At 53.6% G+C, this 22,465-nt stretch carries 21 protein-coding genes, 1 other RNA gene and 1 other annotated feature; of the genes, 7 read left to right on the top strand and 15 right to left on the bottom strand.

All coding sequences use genetic code 11. The annotated features are described in order from the left end of the window. Nucleotides 1-138: 138 nt before the first annotated feature. Genes yciA through HYQ67_RS23055 form a run of 3 tightly spaced genes read right to left on the bottom strand, consistent with a single transcriptional unit; the run spans nucleotide 139 to nucleotide 1,871 of the window. The gene (gene yciA / locus HYQ67_RS23065; RefSeq protein WP_202308401.1) at nucleotides 139-534 is read right to left on the bottom strand and encodes an acyl-CoA thioester hydrolase YciA; all 396 of its coding nucleotides are present in this window, start codon (nucleotides 532-534) and stop codon (nucleotides 139-141) included. Next, a complete protein-coding gene (locus HYQ67_RS23060; RefSeq protein WP_202308399.1) occupies nucleotides 531-1,067 on the bottom strand; it encodes a septation protein A in 537 nt (178 codons plus the stop codon). Before HYQ67_RS23060 ends, yciA begins: the two co-directional genes overlap by 4 nt. 60 nt (nucleotides 1,068-1,127) lie before the next feature. Further along, a complete protein-coding gene (locus HYQ67_RS23055; RefSeq protein ID WP_202308397.1) occupies nucleotides 1,128-1,871 on the bottom strand; it encodes a YciC family protein in 744 nt (247 codons plus the stop codon). Nucleotides 1,872-2,168: 297 nt separating this feature from the next. On the opposite strand from HYQ67_RS23055, the gene ompW reads away from it, so the two are divergent. Continuing rightward, entirely contained in the window at nucleotides 2,169-2,801 is a 633-nt protein-coding gene (gene ompW / locus HYQ67_RS23050) for an outer membrane protein OmpW (protein ID WP_202308395.1), read from the top strand. A gap of 210 nt (nucleotides 2,802-3,011) precedes the next feature. Here the strand turns inward: ompW and trpA are convergent, their stop codons facing one another. From trpA to HYQ67_RS23025, 5 genes are read right to left on the bottom strand one after another with little or no spacing between them, the layout of a single operon-like run. Next, nucleotides 3,012-3,821 (bottom strand): tryptophan synthase subunit alpha, encoded by an 810-nt coding sequence (trpA, locus tag HYQ67_RS23045; protein WP_202308393.1) that lies wholly within the window; start codon nucleotides 3,819-3,821, stop codon nucleotides 3,012-3,014. Beyond that, nucleotides 3,821-5,014, bottom strand: a complete 1,194-nt coding sequence (gene trpB / locus HYQ67_RS23040; RefSeq protein ID WP_202308407.1) for a tryptophan synthase subunit beta — start codon at nucleotides 5,012-5,014, stop codon at nucleotides 3,821-3,823. Before trpB ends, trpA begins: the two co-directional genes overlap by 1 nt. Nucleotides 5,015-5,022: 8 nt before the next feature. Further along, nucleotides 5,023-6,384 carry a bifunctional indole-3-glycerol-phosphate synthase TrpC/phosphoribosylanthranilate isomerase TrpF gene (gene trpCF / locus HYQ67_RS23035; protein WP_202308391.1) on the bottom strand — a complete coding sequence of 454 codons (1,362 nt, stop codon included), beginning with the start codon at nucleotides 6,382-6,384 and terminating at the stop codon, nucleotides 5,023-5,025. Between the two features lie 3 nt (nucleotides 6,385-6,387). After that, nucleotides 6,388-7,983 (bottom strand): bifunctional anthranilate synthase glutamate amidotransferase component TrpG/anthranilate phosphoribosyltransferase TrpD, encoded by a 1,596-nt coding sequence (trpD, locus tag HYQ67_RS23030; protein ID WP_202308389.1) that lies wholly within the window; start codon nucleotides 7,981-7,983, stop codon nucleotides 6,388-6,390. Further along, a complete protein-coding gene (locus HYQ67_RS23025) occupies nucleotides 7,983-9,545 on the bottom strand; it encodes an anthranilate synthase component 1 (RefSeq protein ID WP_202308387.1) in 1,563 nt (520 codons plus the stop codon). The genes trpD and HYQ67_RS23025 overlap by 1 nt, the downstream gene beginning before the upstream one ends. Before the next feature lie 23 nt (nucleotides 9,546-9,568). After that, nucleotides 9,569-9,666: a sequence feature (Trp leader region), on the bottom strand. Nucleotides 9,667-9,787: 121 nt separating this feature from the next. On the opposite strand from HYQ67_RS23025, the gene rnm reads away from it, so the two are divergent. Together rnm and HYQ67_RS23015 are read left to right on the top strand one after the other, a co-directional pair. Beyond that, nucleotides 9,788-10,711 carry an RNase RNM gene (rnm, locus tag HYQ67_RS23020; protein ID WP_431355460.1) on the top strand — a complete coding sequence of 308 codons (924 nt, stop codon included), beginning with the start codon at nucleotides 9,788-9,790 and terminating at the stop codon, nucleotides 10,709-10,711. Continuing rightward, a complete protein-coding gene (locus tag HYQ67_RS23015; RefSeq protein WP_202308383.1) occupies nucleotides 10,708-11,328 on the top strand; it encodes an L-threonylcarbamoyladenylate synthase in 621 nt (206 codons plus the stop codon). The genes rnm and HYQ67_RS23015 overlap by 4 nt, the downstream gene beginning before the upstream one ends. A gap of 442 nt (nucleotides 11,329-11,770) precedes the next feature. Here the strand turns inward: HYQ67_RS23015 and HYQ67_RS23010 are convergent, their stop codons facing one another. From HYQ67_RS23010 to HYQ67_RS22995, 4 genes are read right to left on the bottom strand one after another with little or no spacing between them, the layout of a single operon-like run. Next, a complete protein-coding gene (locus HYQ67_RS23010; RefSeq protein WP_202308381.1) occupies nucleotides 11,771-12,115 on the bottom strand; it encodes a hypothetical protein in 345 nt (114 codons plus the stop codon). Beyond that, a complete protein-coding gene (locus HYQ67_RS24120) occupies nucleotides 12,112-12,510 on the bottom strand; it encodes a hypothetical protein (protein WP_237391416.1) in 399 nt (132 codons plus the stop codon). Before HYQ67_RS24120 ends, HYQ67_RS23010 begins: the two co-directional genes overlap by 4 nt. After that, nucleotides 12,507-13,934: a PAAR domain-containing protein gene (locus HYQ67_RS23000; protein ID WP_237391415.1), complete on the bottom strand. Its 1,428-nt coding sequence runs from the start codon at nucleotides 13,932-13,934 to the stop codon at nucleotides 12,507-12,509. Before HYQ67_RS23000 ends, HYQ67_RS24120 begins: the two co-directional genes overlap by 4 nt. Continuing rightward, on the bottom strand, nucleotides 13,935-14,432 hold the full coding sequence (locus tag HYQ67_RS22995) for a hypothetical protein (RefSeq protein WP_202308379.1): 498 nt from the start codon (nucleotides 14,430-14,432) through the stop codon (nucleotides 13,935-13,937). It abuts the gene before it with no gap. Between the two features lie 174 nt (nucleotides 14,433-14,606). On the opposite strand from HYQ67_RS22995, the gene HYQ67_RS24115 reads away from it, so the two are divergent. Then, nucleotides 14,607-14,816 carry a hypothetical protein gene (locus HYQ67_RS24115; protein ID WP_237391414.1) on the top strand — a complete coding sequence of 70 codons (210 nt, stop codon included), beginning with the start codon at nucleotides 14,607-14,609 and terminating at the stop codon, nucleotides 14,814-14,816. A gap of 361 nt (nucleotides 14,817-15,177) precedes the next feature. Here HYQ67_RS24115 and HYQ67_RS22985 read toward each other — a convergent pair whose 3' ends face one another. Then, the gene (locus tag HYQ67_RS22985) at nucleotides 15,178-15,732 is read right to left on the bottom strand and encodes a recombinase family protein (protein WP_202308378.1); all 555 of its coding nucleotides are present in this window, start codon (nucleotides 15,730-15,732) and stop codon (nucleotides 15,178-15,180) included. A 388-nt stretch (nucleotides 15,733-16,120) separates the two neighbouring features. Between HYQ67_RS22985 and rluB the strand changes: the two genes are divergently transcribed. After that, the gene (gene rluB / locus HYQ67_RS22980) at nucleotides 16,121-17,002 is read left to right on the top strand and encodes a 23S rRNA pseudouridine(2605) synthase RluB (protein ID WP_202308376.1); all 882 of its coding nucleotides are present in this window, start codon (nucleotides 16,121-16,123) and stop codon (nucleotides 17,000-17,002) included. Between the two features lie 74 nt (nucleotides 17,003-17,076). Here the strand turns inward: rluB and rprA are convergent. After that, nucleotides 17,077-17,183: antisense sRNA RprA (gene rprA / locus HYQ67_RS22975), an RNA gene on the bottom strand. A gap of 198 nt (nucleotides 17,184-17,381) precedes the next feature. Beyond that, on the bottom strand, nucleotides 17,382-18,500 hold the full coding sequence (gene ydiK, locus HYQ67_RS22970; protein WP_202308374.1) for an AI-2E family transporter YdiK: 1,119 nt from the start codon (nucleotides 18,498-18,500) through the stop codon (nucleotides 17,382-17,384). A 204-nt stretch (nucleotides 18,501-18,704) separates the two neighbouring features. Here ydiK and ydiJ point away from each other — a divergent pair, with 204 nt between their 5' ends. Further along, nucleotides 18,705-21,761, top strand: coding sequence for a D-2-hydroxyglutarate dehydrogenase YdiJ (ydiJ, locus tag HYQ67_RS22965; protein WP_202308372.1), 3,057 nt, complete (start codon nucleotides 18,705-18,707; stop codon nucleotides 21,759-21,761). Further along, nucleotides 21,758-22,168, top strand: coding sequence for a 1,4-dihydroxy-2-naphthoyl-CoA hydrolase (gene menI, locus HYQ67_RS22960; RefSeq protein WP_202308370.1), 411 nt, complete (start codon nucleotides 21,758-21,760; stop codon nucleotides 22,166-22,168). Before ydiJ ends, menI begins: the two co-directional genes overlap by 4 nt. Nucleotides 22,169-22,465 lie beyond the last annotated feature (297 nt).

The following is a 22,465-nucleotide window of genomic DNA, read 5'->3' as shown; positions in this document are numbered from 1 at the left end:
TAATATTGATAATGCCGAGGGCTTGTGAAAGTTCCATTTAAAAAGGGTCCATGATGAACATGAACCCTTTTTATACCAGCCACCGGATCGTTCAACCGATCCTTAAACGATCGGCATTATCCCGATGGGAGGTTTTTTTTAGGCCTGCTGCGGCAGCTGACGGGGCTTACCGTCATTGTCGACGGCAACGTAGATGAAAATAGCCTCCGTCGCCTTGTAGCGCTGGCCGATAGGCTCAGAGGAAACCTTCTTCACCCATACTTCGACATTAATGGTAATCGACGTGTTGCCGCGCTTAATACAGTTTGCGTAGCAGCACACCACGTCGCCTACCGCGACGGGCTTCAGAAACGTCATACCGTCAACGCGCACGGTGACCACGCGGCCTTTGGCAATCTCTTTTGCCTGGATCGCGCCGCCCATATCCATCTGCGACATTAACCAGCCGCCAAAGATATCGCCGTTGGCGTTAGTGTCCGCTGGCATCGCCAGCGTACGCAGGACCAGTTCGCCCGCCGGGGCCGTATGGCTCATTTCTCTTCCTGCGGCATATGGCGGTAGATATAAACGCCGCTCAACAGCGTAAACACCAGCGTCGCGGCGGTCAGTCCGAACACCTTAAAGTTTACCCAGACGCTCTGCGGCATCCAGAAGGCGATGTAGATATTCAGCAGGCCGCAGACGATAAAGAACAGCGCCCAGGCGACGTTCAGCCTTGACCAGACGTGCTCCGGCAGTGTCAGCTCTTTGCCCAGCATGCGCTGGATAAGCGGCTTTTTCATCACCAGCTGGCTAATCAGCAGCGCCCCGGCAAACAGCATATAAATGACGGTGACCTTCCATTTGATAAATTCATCGTTATGGAAGAACAGGGTCAGGCCGCCAAACACCGCTACCATCAGGAAGGTGATAAGGGTCATTTTTTCAAGCTTACGGTATTTGTACCAGCTGTAGACCAGCGCAAGCCCGGTGGCGACAATCAGCGCACCGCTGGCGGCATAAATGTCGTACATCTTATAAAACGCAAAAAAGACAATCAGGGGCAGGAAGTCGAGAAACTGCTTCATAATCTGTTCCGTAGTAAGAAATTGCTCCTGACTGACTATAGCAGTCAGGAGGCCTGAAGGTTACTGGCGAATAAGCATATACAGGCGGAATAAATAGATAAGCAACACGGCAGAAATCAGGTTGCTTATCGTATTAGCAATGACCGCACCCACTTCCGGAGAGAGCGCCGCGAGGGACGATGCCAGCAGCAGCAGTGCAGTTTTAGCGATAAGCCAGCCGATAACCGCTGGGGCCACAAGACGCATGTTAGCCCATACCAATCGGAGACTGTTGCGCATAGCCTGGAACACACCCGCTTTATCCTGCACAATCATCACCGGTGCCATGGACAGCACGATGGCCAGCAGCACGCCTGGCAATACGATCAGCATGATGCCAATTTGCACCATAAAGGTGGTCAGGAACATCAGGACAAGCATTTTTGGCAGTACAGGGGCCGCAGTGCCGATTGCGCGCAGCGCGCTGACCCGATGGCCAGCAGACACCATTTGCATCAGAACCAACATGCTTCCCGCCAGAATCGCATTGCCAATAAGTCCGGAGAAGGTCGAGACCGCTGACGCTTTCAGTAACACTTGTTGCTGCTCAGGCGTCATATTCTGAACAAGGTCAAACAGGCCGACGCTGTCGGACAGGTTATCTCCCTGACTCAAAATGGCCATTTGCGCATCGCTCGGTGAAAAAGCATGGCTGATGATCACCGATATAAAGGCACAAAGTAAGGCGATCAGTAAGATAGTAACGAACTGATTGCGTAGAAAATTCCCCGTGTCACGGTACACAGAACCCGCCGTGATAGACATGCACTCTCCTTTGAAATTGCCAGGTTTTGGCTCAACGGACAATTGTACACTGGAAGAGGGATCTGTGGCACCACTGCAAGCCCGAGTAAGTCTGCGATAAGCGTAAAGATTTTTAAAGTCCACGTCAGGACAGAAACCGAATGCAGATCAATTTTCACAAACTGACTCACTAAACAAAAATTAATCCAGATCATTGAATGTTACATTAGCTAATAAAGTGTGATCTGGAATGGATCACTTTGTACTCAAAAGTAAGTATATTCAGCCCGCAAATATAACCATAACAAGGAAAGGGCTATGAAAAAGTTATCAGTGGCAGTACTCGCCTTATGCTGTTTGTCTGGCGAAGCTTTAGCGCATGAAGCGGGCGAATTCTTTATGCGTGCCGGTACAGCAACCGTTCGTCCAACCGAGGGATCGGACAATGTTCTCGGTATGGGCGGCTTTAGCGTCAGCAATAACACCCAGCTGGGGTTAACTTTCGACTATATGGTGACCGATAACATCGGGATTGAACTGCTTGCCGCTACGCCGTTCCGTCATAAAGTCGGGCTTGGCCCAACCGGCGACCTGGCAACGGTGAAGCAGCTTCCACCTACGCTGATGGCGCAGTGGTATTTCGGCGATGCGAAAAGCAAAGTTCGCCCTTATATCGGGGCGGGTATCAACTACACCACCTTCTATGACGCCGACTTTAATCAGACGGGGAAAGATGCGGGCCTGACGGATTTAAGCGTTAAGGATTCGTGGGGTGCTGCGGGGCAGGTTGGTCTGGACTATATGGTCAACGATGACTGGCTGCTTAACATGTCGGTGTGGTACATGGATATCGACACCGAAGTGAAATTTAAAGCGAATGGTGAGCAGCAAAACATCAATACGCGTATCGATCCTTGGGTGTTCATGTTCTCAGCGGGCTATCGCTTCTGATAACAGATTAATAGTAAAAAGGCCGGAGATTCTCCGGTCTTTAGCGTGCTGAAAAAGAAGGAAAAAGCGTGGTTTTCCCTTCTTTTTGATAAGCGGGCAAAAATCAATGAATTGATTTTCCTTGTTATTTATTCGGTGAGATCTTTGCGAAACGCATTCGCTTTAGGTTTGTCATCAGTCTGAAGGCCGGAGATTCTCCGGCCTTTTACTTTATGCAGCCCGCGTGGCGGCCTTCATTGCCTGCACGAAGGTTTTAAGCTCGCTGAGCATCACGTCCGGCTGGTCCACGTTCTTCTCAATGATTTTCACAATTGCTGAACCTGAAATCGCACCGGCAGCGCCTGCTGCAATCGCATCGCGAACCTGAGAAGGTTCAGAGATACCGAAGCCCTGTAAAGAAGGAGCTGCGTGGAATTCCGTAAGCTTCTCTACGAGATGATGCAGCGGCAGCTGGGCACGAGTTTCCGCGCCGGTCACCCCTGCGCGGGAAAGCAAATAGGTATAGCCGCGCCCGTGGGAAGCAATTTCACGCAGCAAAGCGTCGTCAGCATTCGGCGGACAGATGAAGATTGGTGCAACGTTATGACGCATTGCCGCCTGACGGAAAGGGGCAGACTCTTCGACGGGCACGTCGGCAATGAGCACGGAATCCACGCCCACTTTAGCGCAAAGTGCATAGAACTCATCAATACCACGGTTGTAAACCAGGTTGGCATACATCAGCAGGCCAATGGGAATGGTCGGGTGTTTTTGACGAATGACGGCCAGCATCTCGAAACACTGCGTTGGCGTGACACCGGCTGCAAAAGCACGAAGTGCGGCGTTCTGAATCGTCGGGCCATCCGCCAGCGGATCGGAGAACGGGATACCCAGCTCAAGGGCATCCGCACCCGCTTCAATCAGCGTATCGATGATTTTCAGGGAGTGTTCAGGCGACGGGTCGCCAAGGGTCACGAAGGGGACAAAAGCGCCTTCCCTGCGAGCCTGCAGCTGCTCAAATGCGTGCTGATAACGTTCCATTACATTTCCCCTCGCGCTTTTAAAATATCGTGAACGGTGAAGATATCTTTGTCGCCGCGGCCAGAAAGGTTCACCACTAACAATTGTTCTTTTTCAGGATTCTCACGCATCATTTTCACGGCGTGGGCCAGCGCGTGGGAAGACTCCAGCGCCGGGATGATTCCTTCTTTGCGGCACAGCAGTTTGAAAGCATCCAGCGCTTCGTCATCGGTAATCGACACGTATTCCGCGCGACCAATGCTGTTCAGGTAGGCGTGCTGCGGCCCAACTGAAGGGAAGTCCAGACCAGCGGAAATCGAATAGGATTCTTCAATCTGGCCTTCGTCCGTTTGCATCATCGGGGATTTCATCCCGAAGTAGATGCCGACACGCCCGTGTTTAAGCGGCGCGCCGTGCTCACCGGTTTCAATGCCGTGGCCGGCAGGCTCAACGCCAATCAGTCCGACTTTGGTGTCGTTAATGAAGTCAGCAAACATGCCGATGGCATTGGAACCACCGCCGACGCAGGCAATGACGGCGTCCGGTAAACGGCCTTCTCTTTCAAGGATCTGCGCTTTGGTCTCTTCACCAATCATGCGCTGGAATTCACGCACGATGGTCGGGAACGGGTGCGGGCCTGCCGCCGTGCCGAGCATATAGTGGGCGGTGTCATAGCTACCAGACCAGTCGCGCAGCGCTTCGTTACAGGCATCTTTCAGGGTGGCGGAACCGCTGTGTACAGGGATCACTTCTGCGCCCATCAGACGCATGCGGAACACGTTTGGCGACTGACGCTCAACGTCTTTGGCACCCATATAGATACGGCATTTGAGGCCGAGCAGCGCACTTGCCAACGCCGAAGCCACACCGTGCTGACCGGCACCGGTTTCGGCGATAATTTCAGTTTTGCCCATTTTCTTAGCAAGAAGAGCCTGGCCGAGCACCTGGTTTGTTTTATGCGCGCCACCGTGCAGCAGGTCTTCACGCTTCAGGTACAGCGTGGTCCTGGTGCCTTCGGTAATGTTTTTACATTTAGTCAGCGCGGTAGGGCGCCCGGCGTAGTTTTTCAGCAGATCGTTAAACTCTGCCTGGAACTCCGCGTCGCTTTGCGCCGCCACAAACGCCTCTTCCAGCTGGCGCAGGGCGGGCATCAGGATTTGCGGCACGTACATGCCACCAAACTCACCAAAATAGGGATTAAGTAACGTCATGATAATTTTCCTTAGTAAGCCCGCAGCGTCTGGAAGACGGCTGCCAGCTTGTTAGCATCTTTAATGCCCGGCGCGCTTTCTACGCCAGAATTGAAATCCAGTCCCGCGCACCCGGCTTTTGCCGCTTCTACGCAGTTATCGGCCCCGAGGCCGCCGGCCAGCATCACATTATCGAGCTTCTGACCTGCCAGCAGGGACCAGTCAAAACTCTGGCCCGTGCCGCCCTGACCGTTGTCAAAGACGTATTTATCAACGTGGTTAAAGTCGCGTGCTGGCAAGGCTTCGGCAACGCTCAGCGCCTTCCAGATCTGTACGTTGTCCGGCAGCTCGTCACGCAGGGTGTCGATATAGGCCTGGTCTTCGTCGCCGTGTAGCTGAGCGGCAACGAGGCTGAGTTTAGTGACTTTGCTGACCACCTCGCTGACCGGGGTATTGCGGAACACGCCGACAAAACGGAGATCGGTGGCGGAGATGACTGAAAGCGCCTGCTCGTCGGTGACAAAACGCGCGGAAGAAGGCACGAAAATAAGCCCGCCAAAAATGGACCCGGCTTCACGGGCGGCGCGGGCATCCTCCGGGCGGGTCAGGCCGCAGACCTTATTCTCACCCAGCGTCACGCGGCGAACGGCGGCGTTCAGATCGTCCTCTTCCATCAGCGCGGAGCCGATCAGGAAGCCGTTAGCAAAGTGGCAGAGTTCGCGGATCTGGCCGTAGGTGCTGATGCCTGATTCGCTGATAACGGTGACGCCATGAGTCAGGCGCGGAGCCAGCTTCCTGGTGCGATCCAGGTCGATAGACAGATCGCGCAGGTCGCGGTTATTAATTCCGACGACTTTTGCTTTCAGCTCGATGGCTCGCTCAAGCTCTTCTTCGTTACTCACTTCCGTCAGTACGCCCATGTTCAGGCTGTGCGCGACGGCGGCGAGCTGGCGATACTGGTCATCATCCAGCACTGACAGCATCAGCAGGCAGGCATCGGCCTGGTAAAAGCGTGCCAGATAAATCTGGTAGGCATCGATAATAAAATCTTTGCACAGCACCGGCTGGGTGACGATGCCGCTGACGATGGGCAGGAAATCGAAGCTGCCCTGGAAATATTTCTCATCTGTCAGAACGGAAATTGCGGAAGCATAATGCTTATAGACACCGGCAATACGTGCCGGGTCGAAATCATCGCGAATAACGCCTTTGGACGGTGACGCCTTTTTGCATTCCAGGATAAACGCGGTTCGCGCGCCCTGTAACGCATCGTAAAAGTTACGTGTAGCGGGTGTGACGTCGTTCTGGAAGCCTGCCAGGGGCTGCTGCTTTTTACGCGCTTCAACCCAAATCGCCTTATCCGCGACGATCTTCGTTAATACGGTGTCCTGCATTTCTTATCCTCTTGCTGCCAGGGCGGTGACCCGGTCGTAGGCTGCGCCACTGCGCAGTACGTCCAGCACCTGTTGTGCGTTTGCTTTGAGATCTTCATGCCCGTGCAGGCGCATCAGCATCGCAACGTTCGCGGCGACGGCCGACTCATGGGCTATCTCACCTTTACCTTGTAGCAGGCGGGTAAGAATGTCACGGTTTTCTTCCGGCGTGCCGCCCGCCAGCGCCTCCTGGTGGTAAGGAGGGAGATTAAAGTCAGCGGCGGTAAGCTGATAGCTCGTGATGTCACCGTTGTTCAGTTCGGCGACCTGCGTTGGAGCGTGCAGCGAAACTTCATCCATCCCCCCGCTGTGAACCACGGCGGCACGTTTGTAACCCAGAACGCGCAACGTTTCGGCAATCGGCAACACCAGCTCCGCGCTGTAGACGCCAATCAGCGCCAGCGGCGGGTGGGCCGGGTTAATCAATGGCCCCAGCACGTTAAACAGCGTTCGGGTTTTCAGCTGCTGGCGTACCGGCATGGCATGGCGGAAACCAGTGTGATACTTCGGAGCAAACAGGAAACAAACGCCTAAATCATCAAGCGCCTGACGAGAACCCTCCGCGCTCATATCAAGATTGATGCCGAAGGCAGCAAGCAGATCCGATGAGCCTGAACGGCTGGAGACGCTGCGGTTACCGTGTTTTGCGACTTTCATCCCAACGGCCGCGGCGACAAAGGCGCTGGCGGTGGAGATATTAATACTGTTGCTGCCGTCGCCGCCGGTGCCGACGATATCGGCAAATTCGTAGTCCGGGCTTGGGAATGGCGCTGCGGCCTCAAGCATGGCGGAGGCGGCCCCGGCGATTTCGTTAGGATGTTCGCCACGCACTTTCATACTGACGAGTGCGGCGGCCAGCTGCTCTGGTTTCAGCTCGCCGCGCACGATAGCAGCAAAAAGCTGGTGGCTCTCCTCACGGCTCAGGGTCTGGGCCTGGTAAAGCTTGTCCAGAATCGGCTGCAGGGTATTGGTCTGCTTTAACTTCAGCAGCGCCCAGTCGAGCGTTTGCTCCAGCAGGCGCGCGCCCTGAGTTGTCAGGATAGATTCCGGATGGAACTGGAAGCCGCACACGCGGTCCGCGTCGTGACGCACTGCCATCACCATGCCGTCGAAATGGGCGTTGATGGTCAGACCCGCCGGGATGTTGCTTCCGACCAGCGAATGATAGCGAGCCACCGGCAGCGGGTTAGACAGGCCTGCGAACATCGCTTCACCATCGTGAGAAATGTTCGAAGCTTTACCGTGCAGGATTTCACCCGCCTGGCCGACGTAACCCCCGTAGGCTTCAACTATGGCCTGATGACCCAGGCAGATACCGATAATCGGCAGCTTGCCGCGCATGCGAGTCAGCAGTTCAGGCATACAACCGGCTTCGCTTGGTGCGCCGGGGCCCGGGGAAAGCATCAGCACCGGATTATCCATCGTTTCGAGGCGTTCAATTAACGTCTGTGCGGGAACGTGGTTACGGTAGATAACAACATTGTGGCCGTTCGCGCGCAGCTGGTCTGCCAGGTTATAGGTGAATGAGTCGATGTTATCGAGCAGCAGAATGTCAGCCATCAGAAAATCTCCTTTGCATGATGCGCGGTGGCAATAGCGCGCAGGACAGCGCGGGCTTTACTACGAGTTTCGTCGGCCTCGGACTGCGGCACGGAATCCAGCACTACGCCTGCGCCAGCCTGCACGGTAGCAATACCATCTTCTACATAGGCCGAGCGGATGACGATACAGGTGTCAAGATCGCCGTGGGCGGTAAAGTAACCCACCGCGCCGCCGTAGCTGCCGCGACGAACGCCTTCGGCCTTAGCGATAAGCTGCATGGCGCGAACTTTTGGTGCGCCGCTCAGCGTGCCCATATTCATGCAGGCGCGGTAAGCGTGAAGTACGTCCAGGTCGTTGCGCAGCTCGCCAACAACGCGGGAAACCAGGTGCATGACGAAAGAATAACGATCGACTTTGGTCAGGTCTGCAACGTAGCGGCTGCCCGGCGTACAAATGCGGGCCAAATCGTTGCGCGCCAGGTCAACGAGCATCAGATGTTCGGACATCTCTTTGTGGTCGGTGCGCATATCCAGCTCAAAGCGGCTGTCCAGATCGCGGTCAAGCGAACCGTCGGCGCGGCGGCCACGCGGGCGGGTACCGGCAATCGGGTAGATCTCAATCTGGCGCGAAGTGGCATCATATTTCAGCGAGCTTTCCGGGGAAGCGCCGAACAGAGTGAAATCGTTATCCTGCATAAAGAACATGTACGGGCTTGGGTTGCTCTTTTTCAGCGTCTCATAAGCGGCCAGCGGGGAAGGGCACGGCAGGGAGAAACGGCGTGATGGAACAACCTGGAAGATTTCTCCGGCGCGAATGGCCTTCTGCATGTGGCGAACCACCGCGCCGTATTCTTCGTCGCTCTGGTTGACGTCACAGCTCATATGTTCGACTTTCTGCACGGGCAGAGCGGAAGGCGTTTCCTGTAACTGGCGTGACAGCTGGTCAGCTCGCTGTTCCAGCCGCGTTTTTTCAGCGTGAGACGGGGTGAAGAGGCTGGCCTGAATGCGAGTTTGCTTTTTCTGATGATCGATAACCAGCAGCGTTTCTGCCAGGTAGAAACAGTAGTCAGGGCAGCGGTTATCCTGCTTCAGGGCCGGTAAATCCTCGAACCCGGCGACCAGATCATAGGCGAACAGGCCGCCGAAGAACATCGCCTCGCGTTCAGCTTCCGGTACGCTAACCAGCTCCTGCATCAGGCGAAAAGCATCGAAAACGGACAGGGAGCAAAGGCGGGCATCTTCATCCAGTAGCTGGCTGACGGCCGGGAAGTGCAGCACGCGACCCTGCGGCAGGTGCTCGTTCTCCACACCTGCCGGAAGCGCTGCGTCCAGTAATGGGAGCAGAGAAGCGCCGTTATCCGATAGCGCCTGAATCGTGACAGTGTCACCTAATGCGGTAATGCGCAGCGCGCTATCTACCAGCAGCAGGCTTTTTAAATCGTCCTTGCTGTCGATATCTGCAGATTCGAGCAGCAGAGTGGCCGGGCGGGCACCGCACAGCTGATGAAACACGGCTGTCGGGTTATCCCGGTAGGGTGCATCTTTGGTCAGTAATTCGAGCGCTGGTTTTTGTGTTTGCATTTTTTGCTCTTCATATTTTTTTCAAAAAAAAGCCCGCATCGTATGGCGGGCCTGGTATCTGGACTGATTAACAGCCGTAGCGATGACACTGCCCGTTTCAGGAAGTGCGCCACCAGCTATTGTGCAGGTTAAGAATCGCTTTCATTTTCAGATACCTTTGATGTGTGAACTTGCGTACTAGTAAACTAGTTCGATGATGTAAAGTCAATAGCGATTTTTAGTTAGCCCGGATTCTCGCTATCATGGGCGGTCATTTTCATTTTGTTAACAGTTGCGGAGCCATTTTGAGCGAGCCTACCCTAGCGGTGATTTACGACTTACACAGCCATACCACCGCCTCAGATGGCCTATTAACTCCCCAGGCACTGGTGCAGCGTGCGGTGGATAATCGCGTTGGTATCCTGGCGATTACCGACCATGACACCGTAGCGGGACTTGCTGCCGCTCGCGCAGAAATCGCCGATAAACAACTTCCTCTACAGTTGATCAGCGGCGTGGAAATATCAACCGTCTGGGAAAATCACGAGATTCATATTGTGGGCCTCGGCATCGATGAACATCATCCTGAGATGGTGGCGTTTCTCGCACAGCAAACCGAACGCCGTCACCAGAGGGCGGAATTAATTGCTGAAAGGCTCGATAAAGCCCAGATCCCCGGCGCGCTTGAGGGCGCGATGCGCCTTGCCGACGGTGGAGCGGTAACACGTGGTCATTTTGCCCGTTTTCTTGTGGAAAACGGGAAAGCCAGCAACATGGCGGGTGTTTTTAAGAAGTATCTCGCGAAGGGGAAAACCGGATACGTTCCGCCTCAGTGGTGTACAATAAAACAAGCCATTGATGTGATTCATCATTCTGGCGGGCAGGCGGTACTGGCACATCCAGGCCGTTATGACCTGACCACCAAGTGGCTGAAAAGATTGCTGGCGCATTTTGCTGAAAGTGGTGGCGATGCCATGGAAGTCGCGCAGTGCCAGCAGGCTCCCAATGAAAGAACCGTACTTGCTGGTCTCGCCATGCAGTTTAATCTGCTGGCCTCGCAGGGCTCCGATTTTCATCAGCCCTGTTCGTGGATAGAGCTGGGCCGCAAGCTATGGCTGCCGGCGGGCGTTGAACCGGTATGGCAAAACTGGGAGCAGGGCCTCATCGCAAAAGAGAGGACAGTATGAGTCAATTTTTCTATATTCATCCGGACAACCCGCAGCAGCGCCTGATTAACCAGGCGGTGGAGATTGTGCGTAAAGGCGGCGTGATCGTCTATCCAACGGATTCCGGCTACGCGCTGGGCTGCAAGCTGGAAGACAAATCGGCCATGGAACGCATCTGCCGCATCCGTCATCTGCCGGACGGCCACAACTTCACGCTGATGTGCCGTGATTTGTCCGAGCTTTCAACCTACGCATTCGTGGATAACGTGGCGTTCCGCCTAATTAAGAACAACACGCCGGGGAACTACACCTTTATTCTGAAGGGGACAAAAGATGTCCCGCGCCGCCTGCTGCAGGAGAAGCGTAAAACCATCGGGCTGCGCGTGCCGTCTAACCCTATTGCACAAGCGCTGCTTGAAGTGCTCGACCAGCCAATGCTCTCCACGTCATTGATGATGCCTGGCAGCGAGTTTACCGAGTCAGATCCCGAAGAGATCAAAGATCGTCTGGAAAAGGTTGTCGATCTGGTCATTCATGGCGGTTATCTGGGCCAGCAGCCAACCACCGTCATAGATTTAACCGATGATTCCCCCGTTGTGCTGCGTGAAGGCGTCGGTGACGTTAAGCCTTTCTTATAATATTGTCTGCGGCTATACTGTGCGGCCTAAAATGGGGTGTAAGCCCCATTACCCCATTTCGACGCCTGTGAAGGCGCACAACTAAAATAAAAACGTCTTATAAATCAATGCATTGGATTGCCAGTGTTTATGGCTGTCATCATGTTGTGTGACAGTTTTAACAGCGCTTTGTATCACTACTTTTATGCACACCATTTCAAGGTTGTGACAGGCTTCATTATCAGACATAAGCCTGATGAAATCGTCCAACGACTTTTCGCGTTACTTTGCTCCAAATGGGCAATAGATCTTCTGTTGCACAAAATCTGCGGAAGTGGACGACAGGTGGAACTGACGAGGATTTTTGAGACATTTCAAGGGGAGGCCAGCATTGCTGCTGGCTTATTTTGGGGATGCTATCGAAAATACAACACTGCTCCGGCGATAACGATTGATACCAATCCTAAAGCAGAGAAGCGTACTCGACGATAAACCAGTTTTTGAGGTGAGGTGGCAAGTCTTTAATGAATGCAACATCATCATTTGTACTGTCAACTGACCTTTTACCAAAGATCAATGGGTTCACGATAAAGTTGATCTTCGCTGCATAACCTGAGCTAAACTCTATATAATCGGCATTATCGAAGATAATCGCTCCGGCAGGGAGAGAACCAAGTTTTTCTTTATAGAGCGTACAGATCGCTGAGAAACGCTTTTTGTTGAGAAATGACAGCGCCGCGACAGCGATACCGCAGACAAGGCTTAATCCTCCAAATCCACAGATGATCAGATCTGCCGAATTGATCATTTATCGACCCAAAGACAGATGCCACCAATAAGTAGGGCAATAAAGCCTACCAATGAACACAAGAATTCGGCGATAAACCAGTATTTGATGTTTGCAGGCAGCCTCCGTATAAAATCCACATCATCGTTTTTGCTCTGAATAGACTTTTTGCCAAATATTAATGGATGGATAATGAAGTCCATTTTTGTGGAGTATCCAGCGGTAAAACCGAGTAAATCAGCATCTCTTAGAACTGCTGCAGCAAGTGGCACAGAGCCAAACTCCCCTTCATACAACCGACACACTTCAAGGAAGCGTTTTTTGTTCAAAATTGACAGTACGACCATTGTGACAGTGGAGAGTAGTATCACTCCCCCAGTACCAATAACGAGGACGTCGAAAGCAGAAACCGTCACTTTGTGACCTCATAAACTTTTTCACCAGCCATTTCGCCAAACCTGCCTCCTAGCTCTCCTCCAGCATAGCCGACCGAGCCAGTGAAGATCACACCGCAGGCCAACATTCCAGCGCCAGCAGCTTCAATGGTTAATGCGCCCAAGACAACCGAGCAAACTGTGGTAGAAACTGAACCAGAGACAAGAGCACCAGCAGCCATTCCACTGCCTAATCCCACACTAAAACTTCCGACTTCAATATAAGCCGTTTTCTTGCAGTCAGATCCGACTGTGCAGGCTTCATAAATCTTATCCAGTCTGTTCACACCATCAAGAGCGATCCCGACATAGCCTGTGGCTTTCATCATTTTCACATACTTTGCAGCGTTCTCGATGAAGGTGGCGTAGCCCTCAATGTCAGCAATCCCCGTCTGATTCCAGCGGTGAGTGATAGAACTGGTCGAAAGTCCTAATGCTCGCTTGATGTCCGGGTAGTCTTGCAAGGCGAGTTTGTGACGTGTGAAATCAGTGAGAATGCTATCAAGTTCACCGAATAGCTGCCGCCTCTGAACGTAGAACTGCTCGCTGATCAGTGATCCACTGGTAATGTACTGATTTTTGTACGCTTGTTGAATCCTGGTCAACACACTTTCGATCTTCTCAAAGTATTTACCAGCAGCATCTGAAGCAACCCCGGCTGTCGTACTGGCACGGGAAGTAAGCAGATCAATGGTGTCTTTATTCTTATGAAGAAAGTTAGCTTCCTGGATTGTCAGCGGTTCTAACGCCGCATCAACTCGCGCTTTCGCGGCTTTCATGTGGGCGATCTGTTCGTCGTCCTGCTTCTCAGGATCAACCAGAAGCATAATAGAACCAGCTTTATACTTCGCGTCAGAACCGTTCAGCGTAGCGAATAGCTCTTTGGCTCCTGCTGGCGGGCTTTCAGTGAATAGCAGACGTTGCCAGGCTTCTGTAGTACCGCCATAGGGGATAACGGCAAAACCAGCGTCGATGCCTGTTTTATTTTTAGCGGACTGGGCGTGCTGTTCTGGTTCTGCTTGTGGCGGTTGAGATGCAGCAAGAGCGGCTGCTGCGGTTGCCGCTTCTGCCAGATACCTTGCCGTTGCCTGAGAAGGGGATTCACCTGGGCCGATCCAGCCCAAAGGGGCTATGATACGGTTAGCTCCAGAGGGGCAGCCACATAAAACGACGCACCTGTCCACTGCAACTGGGATCTGGTGAATTGTACGGTGTGACTCACCTTCAATAACTTTTCCTTCTTTGCCGCATTTCGGGCAAGCTGTGGTCTTGTCACCTAGAACAATCGGACGGCGACCAAGAATGTTACCGCAAGAAAGTGATGGGATGAGTTTTGCGCCAGTTGTAGTTTGATCACCAAACAACGCCATTCCACGACCCAAAACGTTTGGACGCATTCCCCCCATTTACGCCACCTTTTTAACAGGCAGAAAATCATCTGGCATTGATTCACCCTCGCGAAAAGTGAACACTAATCCATAATCAGGAGTGCTGATAATCACATCCCCGTTATCAAGCAAGCTACCAACCAGCGCAATTCCTTTACCTTCCCATTCGCTTAACTGCCCGGCGCTGGTGATGATGACAGCCTTCGTTCCGTCTGGATAAGTGACGGTTGCACCTTCTGTAACCATACTGACCCATTGACCATTATCAAGCTGGACTTTCATACCCTGGCTCGGATCCGGATTAGGCTCGTCGACAACGCCGCCCCGAAGAGTGCGGCTTCCGGCAACGGCGGCACGATAGAACGCTGTAACTGGATGGTGTTTGGCGTATTCCTGCTGTTCGATAATGAGAGTACGAGCTTCTTCATTCATTTCGGACAGTTGCTGGTCGGTATAAAGAGGAGCATCGTAAGATGCGATGATTTCAGAGGTAAGATCGTTGTTGTACTGTTTCATAAGTCCCTCTACTTGTTATAGAAATAATCACAGAGGTCATTTTACAAACAATAACCACATGCGCAACAAGTATTAGGCCTAAGTGAAACTTCGTTTCGTAACAGAAGGTTATCCGATAAAATTGTGGGAATTGGTCTTCGATAAATTCAGGTAGGGGATGTTATAGCAGGTGTATTGGCAGGTACGGCGGCAGCGATTGAAATCCTTGATAAAGCGGTGAGCGTCACCCAGAAACTGGCGAATAACAGTGATGAACTGGACAAGGCAACGCTCAAACTTGAGTTAGCTAATCTGATGGTTGAATTTGCTAACGCCAAGATAGAAGCCGTGACAATGCAAACACTTTTGTTCGATGCCAAGCAAAAGATCTTGAGGGAAGTTTAAAAGATAAATCAACTTTCACCTTCAAACATGGGCTGTACTGGAAAGATGGTGATGAAACTGTATTTTGTCCGAAATGCTATGAGGTCAATCAGATAAAAATCCACATGATTTTATTTCCTGCGGGCCAGACATACAGCGCCTATTGGTTCTGCCAAAACTGTCTCTTTTCAACTTGATTGTATTAGCTCAGAGCTGATCTCGCAGTCAATGAATTGTTTGCCTAATCCGATAGAGTAAGATGTGTCGATGGTGTTGTCAGTTACGCCATTGCGTGAGTCGCTTAACGTCGTTCGAAGAATGCCCCCATTTCCACGCCGGGCCATCCCCAAATATCAGGGGCGCTGGTGGCCTCGTCGAAGGCTTAGGATACTTGTTCAGCCTTGATGCGCTGCGCGGTGCTGGTGGATACGTTGAAATCCTTCGCAATGGTACGGATTGACGCGCCAGCGGCGAGTGCTGATACAGTTCCAACACGGTCAACCGATGCGCCATTACCGCGAGCGCCTTTGCGCCCGGGGGCTTTGGCTGCGGCATATCCTTCTGCCTGACGCTCTAACATCATTTCACGTTCCATCTGTGACATAGCGGCGAAGATGTTTAGCATAAGGCTACTGGCGGCGTTGGCTTCTGCTCCTGCCGTGATTCCTTCCTTATGGAACTGAACGCTTGCGCCTTTGGCTTTCGCCTGCTCGATAATGTTCACAACATCCTGGAGGTCAAGCCCTAAGCGGTCAAGGCTGTGGACGTGGATCACGTCACCTTCGCGCACGTATCGCAGCATAGCGAGGAGTTCGGGACAGTTGGTATTTTTGCCGCTTACCTTCTCTGTAAACTCCCTATCGAGTTTCATACTGTCAAGCTGACGCTCTGTGTATTGTTTATCTGTACTTACTCGAACATAACCGATGTTAGCCATTCTATTTTCCCTGTCCCACAAATCGTGGCGATTCAGTTTAGTTGCAGTATGGCAGCCTTAAAGCTTGAGCTTAAACTACTCAATGCTCATCGTTCCATTTTGTACCAGAGGGGTATAAGGGCGAACTTGATTCATGATAACTTCGGCTTGCTTTTGGCTGTCAGTACCAAGACTCAGACGCACAAAACTTGTTGAATCATTTAGTCTAAAATTCGTGTAGTATGTGCGCCCACGAATCATTGTGTGTGACAGCTTGTGTGACACGTTGTTTGCCATGCTGTGTACCATGAAATGGTTACAGATCAGTGAGTTAAGTTCAAATTTGAGCTAACGCATTGTTTTAGCAAGTATACCAGACGCCTGTGAAGGCGACACCCGAGGAAGCTCAATGAGCGATAAGAGCGAAAAGTTACAAAAAGTCCTGGCTCGCGCCGGCCACGGTTCACGCCGTGAAATCGAAACCATTATCTCCGCAGGCCGCGTCAGCGTGGATGGCAAAATTGCCACCCTGGGCGACCGTGTGGAAGTGACTCAGGCCCTGAAGATCCGTATCGATGGGCACCTGATCTCTATTAAAGAGTCTGCGGATCAGATTTGCCGCGTGCTGGCGTACTACAAGCCGGAAGGCGAACTGTGTACCCGCAACGACCCGGAAGGCCGTCCTACCGTGTTCGACCGTCTGCCTAAGCTGCGCGGCGCGCGCTGGATTGCCGTTGGTCGTCTGGACGTGAATACCTGCGGCCTGCTGCTGTTCACCACCGACGGTGAGCTGGCGAACCGCCTGATGCACCCAAGCCGTGAAGTTGAGCGCGAATACGCCGTGCGCGTGTTTGGTCAGATTGACGACGATAAAGTGAAGCAGCTGGGCCTTGGCGTTCAGCTGGAAGACGGTCCTGCAGCATTCAAAACCATCAAATTCACCGGCGGTGAAGGCATCAACCAGTGGTATAACGTGACCCTGACCGAAGGCCGTAACCGTGAAGTTCGCCGTCTGTGGGAAGCCGTTGGCGTGCAGGTCAGCCGTCTAATCCGAGTTCGTTACGGTGACATCCAGCTGCCAAAAGGCCTGCCGCGCGGGGGTTACACCGAACTGGATCTGGCGCAGACTAACTATCTGCGTACGCTGGTGGAGCTGCCTGCTGAAACGGCAAGCAAAGTAGCGGTTGAAAAAGACCGTCGCCGTATGAAGGCTAATCAGATCCGCCGTGCGGTTAAACGTCATACGCAGGTTACGACCGGCGGGCGTCGCTCCGGTGGCCGCAACGGCTAACGCTGCACAGGCCAAAAAAAACCCTCGCTGAGGGTTTTTTTTGGCCTGGATTCGGGCGAGGCGATGAAAATCAGGCAAAAAAAAGCCCATCGTTTAGATGGGCAAAGACTACACACAGCAATTCGTTGTTTCACTCAGGGGATTTCCATGCTTATAAATCAATGCGTTGATTCATAACCTTGCGATAATAGTAGGCATCCTCGTTTCCGGAGTCTCTCGGATTCGTCTCAATAGTTAATAACCGGTAAACGATTAGCGTCACAGGACACAGGTTTTGCTAACTCACAGGGTAAGAACGTGGGGAATGAAGGGGGATTGATTAGTTATGTTAATGATTAAGGGAGGTTACCCCCCCACAAGCGTGGAGGGGCAAAAAGGATTATTTCGCCAGCGTTTCGCCTTCATGCTCTTCGAGTAGCTCAACGACCTGGTGCGGGTCGTCCAGCGGCTGAGGAGCCTCGTGCATCCAGACTGAAATCAGTCGGTAGGAGACAGCCAGCAGTACCGGGCCGATAAACAGACCGATCATGCCAAAGGCAATCAGCCCACCGATAACGCCGGAGAGGATGAGTATCATCGGCAAATCGGCGCCCATACGAATCAGTACCGGACGGATAAAGTTATCCATTGTGCCAACCACACAGCTCCATACCAGCAGTACCGTGCCCCACGTTGTGTCACCGGTCCAGTAGAGCCATGCGATCGACGGCACCAGCACCAGCAGCGGCCCGATTTGCACAAGGCAGCACAGCAGCATGAGCACTGTAAGCAGCGTGGCATTTGGGATACCGGCAAGCGCCAGGCCAAATCCGCCAAGTACTGACTGTACTAACGCCGTCACCACCACACCTAACGCAACCGCGCGAATGGCCTGACCCGCCAACAGGACTGCGGCATCACCGCGCTGGCCAGAAAGACGGAATGCAAAGTGGCGAATGCCGTTGCCGAGCGTTTCACCCTTCGCGTACAGCAGAACGCTGAACAGCAGCATCAGACCGCAGTGCATCAGGAAGCTGCCTACGTGGATTGCCTGACCGAGGAACCAGGTCGTCGTGGCACCAATGTAAGGGCGGACTTTCGCCATAATTGCGCTGCCGCCGCTGTCGACCAGCGTGTTCCAGCCCGCATACAGTTTGTCACCCACCAGGGGAACGGCGTGCAACCATTCGAACTTTGGTAGCGCCATATTACCTTTTGAAACCCAGTCCACGACGACACCACTGTTATCGACCAGGCTGTTAACCAGCAGCGCAACAGGTACGACGAACAGCATCAGCAGCAGCAGGGTCATGACCAGCACGGCCAGGGAACGTTTACCCCATAACAGCCGTTGTATACTCAGCATCAGAGGCCAGGTGGCCATCACGATGGTCCCCGCCCAGGCAAAGCCGAGCACGAAAGGGCGCACAATCCACAAACAGGCGATTATCATCACCGAAATAAACAGCACCGACAGGAGGATCTGTAGCAAATCCTTCGGTTGACTGACTTTGACCATAGAAAGAATCACCTTAAAAAGACGATGGGCACAGTGCCCTGCGTCAAAACCGTAAAGCAGATGACATAATGATGATGTATTTCCTCGGTTTTTGACAGGTGTAAAACAGACAGGCGTGTCTGAAAAAAATGTGTTAAAAACGAGAGGCTGTACACGCAAACGATAACCCACAACTTACATAACGTCAGGCAGGGTCGACAGTCAATGATCCCACAAATTTCTCAGGCTCCAGGGCTGGTTCAACTGGTGCTCAATTTTTTGCAGGCGCTGGAGCAGCAGGGCTTTACCGGCGATACCGCCACCAACTACGCCGACCGGCTCACGATGGCAACGGATAACAGCATTTATCAGCTGCTGCCGGATGCGGTGTTATTCCCTCGTTCAACGGCGGACGTGGCGCTTCTGGCCCGTCTGGCCGCTGAAGAACGCTTCAAATCGCTGATTTTTACCCCGCGCGGCGGCGGCACCGGTACCAACGGGCAGGCCCTGAATAAAGGCATCGTCGTTGATATGTCCCGCTATATGAATCGCATTATTGAAATCAACCCGGAACAGGGGTGGGTGCGTGTGGAAGCGGGGGTAATCAAAGATCAGCTCAATCAATATCTGAAACCATTCGGTTACTTCTTCGCCCCCGAACTTTCAACCAGCAACCGCGCAACGCTTGGCGGGATGATAAACACGGATGCCTCCGGGCAGGGCTCGCTGGTTTACGGTAAAACTTCGGACCATGTTATGGGCGTGCGGGCCGTGCTGCTCGGCGGAGATATTCTGGACACGCATCAGATGTCCAGCGCGCTGGCGGAAGATTTGGGGCGTGATGAATCCTCAATCGGTAGAATTTACCGTACCGTCTATGAACGCTGCCGCGAGCAACGCTCGCTGATCCTCGATAAGTTTCCGAAACTCAATCGCTTTCTTACCGGCTACGATCTGCGGCACGTTTTCAACGACGATCTCTCCCAGTTTGACCTCACGCGGATCCTGACCGGTTCCGAGGGCACGCTGGCGTTTATCACCGAAGCGAAGCTGGATATCACCCGTATTCCAAAAGTCCGCCGCCTGGTGAACGTAAAGTATGACTCTTTCGATTCTGCGCTGCGCAATGCTCCCTTTATGGTCGAAGCCCGCGCGCTGTCTGTCGAAACGGTAGATTCAAAGGTGCTGAACCTGGCGCGCGAGGATATTGTCTGGCATTCCGTCAGTGAACTGATTACTGACGTGCCGGACAAAGAGATGCTCGGTCTGAATATCGTCGAGTTCGCCGGTGATGACCTGGAACTGATTGAGGGGCAGGTGGCTTCGCTGTGCGAACGCCTCGACTTCCTGATAGCCGAAGGTGAGGGCGGCGTGATCGGCTGGCAGATTTGCAGCGAACTGGCCGGCATTGAGCGTATATACGGTATGCGTAAGAAAGCTGTCGGTCTGTTGGGGAATGCCAAAGGCCAGGCTAAACCGATCCCCTTCGCGGAGGATACCTGCGTCCCGCCGCATCACCTCGCAGATTACATCGCTGAATTTCGCGCGCTGCTGGACAGCCATAATCTCAGCTACGGCATGTTTGGCCACGTAGACGCGGGCGTGCTGCACGTGCGTCCGGCGCTGGATATGTGCGACCCGCATCAGGAAGTCCTGATGAAGCGCATCTCAGACGACGTGGTGGCATTGACCGCGAAATACGGCGGCCTGCTGTGGGGCGAGCACGGTAAAGGTTTCCGCGCCGAGTACAGCCCGGCGTTCTTCGGCGACACATTATACGAAGAGTTAAGGCGTATCAAAGCCGTCTTTGACCCGGACAACCGACTGAACCCCGGCAAAATCTGTTCGCCGCTGGGCGTTGATGACCCGATGATGCAGGTCGATTCGGTGAAACGCGGCACCTTCGACAGGCAAATCCCGATTGCCGTCCGCACGTCCTGGCGCGGCGCGATGGAGTGTAACGGCAACGGTCTGTGCTTTAACTTCGACGTGAATAGCCCGATGTGTCCGTCGATGAAAATCACCAGCAACCGCATTCACTCCCCGAAAGGGCGAGCGACGCTAACGCGCGAGTGGCTGCGCCTGCTTGCCGACCGTGGCGTTGACCCTGAAGCGCTGGAGAAACAGCTGCCGCAGCACCGGGCCAGCCTGCGCGGACTGATCGAGCGCTCCCGCAACACCTGGCATGCCCGTAAAGGCGAATATGATTTCTCGCATGAAGTAAAAGAGGCGATGTCCGGCTGCCTGGCGTGCAAAGCCTGCTCCACGCAGTGCCCGATAAAAATCGATGTGCCGGAGTTCCGTTCACGTTTCCTGCAGCTCTATCACACTCGGTATCTGCGCCCGATGCGTGACCACCTTGTCGCAACGGTGGAGAGCTACGCACCGCTGATGGCTCGCGCCCCGAAAACTTTCAACTTCTTTATGAGCCAGCCGTGGGTGCGCAACCTGTCGCAGAAGCATATCGGCATGGTTGATTTACCGATGCTGTCGACGCCGTCGCTGCAGCACCAGCTTGTCGGGCACCGTTCAGCGAATACCACGCTTGAGCAGCTTGAGAAATTCTCCCCGGAGCAGCGTGCTAAAACCGTGCTGGTGGTGCAGGATCCGTTTACCAGCTATTACGATGCGCAGGTTGTCGCAGATTTTGTGCGCCTCGTTGAAAAACTGGGTCTGGATCCGGTCGTGCTGCCATTCTCTCCAAACGGGAAAGCGCAGCACATTAAAGGTTTCCTGCAAAAATTTGCCCAGACCGCACGCAAAACTTCAGATTTTCTGAACCGTATCGCTAAGCTGGGGATGCCAATGGTCGGCGTCGATCCGGCGCTGGTGCTCTGTTATCGGGATGAGTACAAGCAGACGCTGGGGGAGGCGCGCGGCGAATTCCACGTGCAGCTGGTGCATGAATGGCTGCCGGGCGTGCTTGCAGAGCGCGAAGCGGCTGCCGTTGGTGGGGAGTCCTGGTATCTGTTCGGCCACTGTACGGAAGTGACGGCGCTGCCAGCCGCACCAAACCAGTGGGCGGCAATCTTCGCCCGTTTCGGCGCGAAGCTGGAAAATGTCAGCGTGGGCTGCTGCGGCATGGCGGGGACCTATGGCCATGAGGTGAAGAACCACGCTAACTCACTGGGCATTTACGAGCTGTCCTGGCATCAGGCGATACAGCGCCTGCCGCGAAGCCGCTGTCTGGCGACCGGCTATTCCTGCCGCAGCCAGGTTAAGCGTATTGAAGGCAATGGCGTGCGCCATCCGCTACAGGCACTACTGGAGATAATGGGATGATCTGGCGACGTGAAGTCACGCTTGAAGCGCTCAACGCCATGAGCGCCGGTAATATGGTCGAGCACGTTGGCATTCAGTTCACGCGCATCGGCGATGACGAACTGGAAGCAACCATGCCGGTTGATAACCGGACTCGCCAGCCGTTCGGCCTGCTGCACGGCGGCGCGTCCGTCGTACTGGCGGAAACGCTCGGCTCCGTGGCGGGCTACCTGTGCTGCGAAGGTGAACAGCACATCGTCGGGCTGGAGGTTAACGCCAACCATCTGCGCCCGGCGCGTGAAGGTTTAGTGCGCGGGGTTTGCAAGGCGGTGCACGTTGGCCGCAGGCACCAGGTCTGGCAGATAGAAATCCGCGACGAAGAAGGGCGGCTTTGCTGTACTTCCCGGCTCACAACGGCGGTGGTTTAGACTGCTTTTATTAAGGTGGATAACTGGTTATCCACCTTTAGCGAAGACTCGGCGGATGACGCTTGCGCTTATCCGCCCTTGTATCTTGGACCGGTAGCTGGTTAGCTACCGGTTACACGAAACGGAGGAAGCTTGTATCCGCCCTGAAGACGCCGATCTTTCTTCGTAGCTTAAGCCCTCCGTTTCACCTTTCACGTCACTCAAAATCCGAACGGTAACCAGAAGCTCTGACTTCGTATGTACAAGGCTGGAATGACGTGTTGGCTCAGGTGAAAGGAGACAAAATATGTTCACTCT

The sequence above is a fragment of the Dryocola clanedunensis subsp. sulfonylureivorans genome (assembly GCF_016756775.1).
Classification (GTDB): Bacteria; Pseudomonadota; Gammaproteobacteria; order Enterobacterales; family Enterobacteriaceae; genus Dryocola; species Dryocola clanedunensis.
This window is presented reverse-complemented; position numbering and strand designations above follow the sequence as displayed.

What these genes read in the sequence shown, in the direction of transcription:
- ydiK (WP_202308374.1), bottom strand. Translation starts at nt 18,500, where the DNA reads ATGGTCAAAGTCAGTCAACCGAAGGATTTGCTACAGATCCTCCTGTCG.
- rluB (WP_202308376.1), top strand. Translation starts at nt 16,121, where the DNA reads ATGAGCGATAAGAGCGAAAAGTTACAAAAAGTCCTGGCTCGCGCCGGC.
- trpD (WP_202308389.1), bottom strand. Translation starts at nt 7,983, where the DNA reads ATGGCTGACATTCTGCTGCTCGATAACATCGACTCATTCACCTATAAC.
- HYQ67_RS23060 (WP_202308399.1), bottom strand. Translation starts at nt 1,067, where the DNA reads ATGAAGCAGTTTCTCGACTTCCTGCCCCTGATTGTCTTTTTTGCGTTT.
- yciA (WP_202308401.1), bottom strand. Translation starts at nt 534, where the DNA reads ATGAGCCATACGGCCCCGGCGGGCGAACTGGTCCTGCGTACGCTGGCG.
- rnm (WP_431355460.1), top strand. Translation starts at nt 9,788, where the DNA reads ATGGGCGGTCATTTTCATTTTGTTAACAGTTGCGGAGCCATTTTGAGC.
- HYQ67_RS23015 (WP_202308383.1), top strand. Translation starts at nt 10,708, where the DNA reads ATGAGTCAATTTTTCTATATTCATCCGGACAACCCGCAGCAGCGCCTG.
- HYQ67_RS22995 (WP_202308379.1), bottom strand. Translation starts at nt 14,432, where the DNA reads ATGAAACAGTACAACAACGATCTTACCTCTGAAATCATCGCATCTTAC.
- menI (WP_202308370.1), top strand. Translation starts at nt 21,758, where the DNA reads ATGATCTGGCGACGTGAAGTCACGCTTGAAGCGCTCAACGCCATGAGC.
- HYQ67_RS23000 (WP_237391415.1), bottom strand. Translation starts at nt 13,934, where the DNA reads ATGGGGGGAATGCGTCCAAACGTTTTGGGTCGTGGAATGGCGTTGTTT.
- HYQ67_RS23055 (WP_202308397.1), bottom strand. Translation starts at nt 1,871, where the DNA reads ATGTCTATCACGGCGGGTTCTGTGTACCGTGACACGGGGAATTTTCTA.
- ompW (WP_202308395.1), top strand. Translation starts at nt 2,169, where the DNA reads ATGAAAAAGTTATCAGTGGCAGTACTCGCCTTATGCTGTTTGTCTGGC.
- HYQ67_RS22985 (WP_202308378.1), bottom strand. Translation starts at nt 15,732, where the DNA reads ATGGCTAACATCGGTTATGTTCGAGTAAGTACAGATAAACAATACACA.
- ydiJ (WP_202308372.1), top strand. Translation starts at nt 18,705, where the DNA reads ATGATCCCACAAATTTCTCAGGCTCCAGGGCTGGTTCAACTGGTGCTC.
- trpCF (WP_202308391.1), bottom strand. Translation starts at nt 6,384, where the DNA reads ATGCAGGACACCGTATTAACGAAGATCGTCGCGGATAAGGCGATTTGG.
- trpA (WP_202308393.1), bottom strand. Translation starts at nt 3,821, where the DNA reads ATGGAACGTTATCAGCACGCATTTGAGCAGCTGCAGGCTCGCAGGGAA.
- HYQ67_RS23010 (WP_202308381.1), bottom strand. Translation starts at nt 12,115, where the DNA reads ATGATCAATTCGGCAGATCTGATCATCTGTGGATTTGGAGGATTAAGC.
- HYQ67_RS23025 (WP_202308387.1), bottom strand. Translation starts at nt 9,545, where the DNA reads ATGCAAACACAAAAACCAGCGCTCGAATTACTGACCAAAGATGCACCC.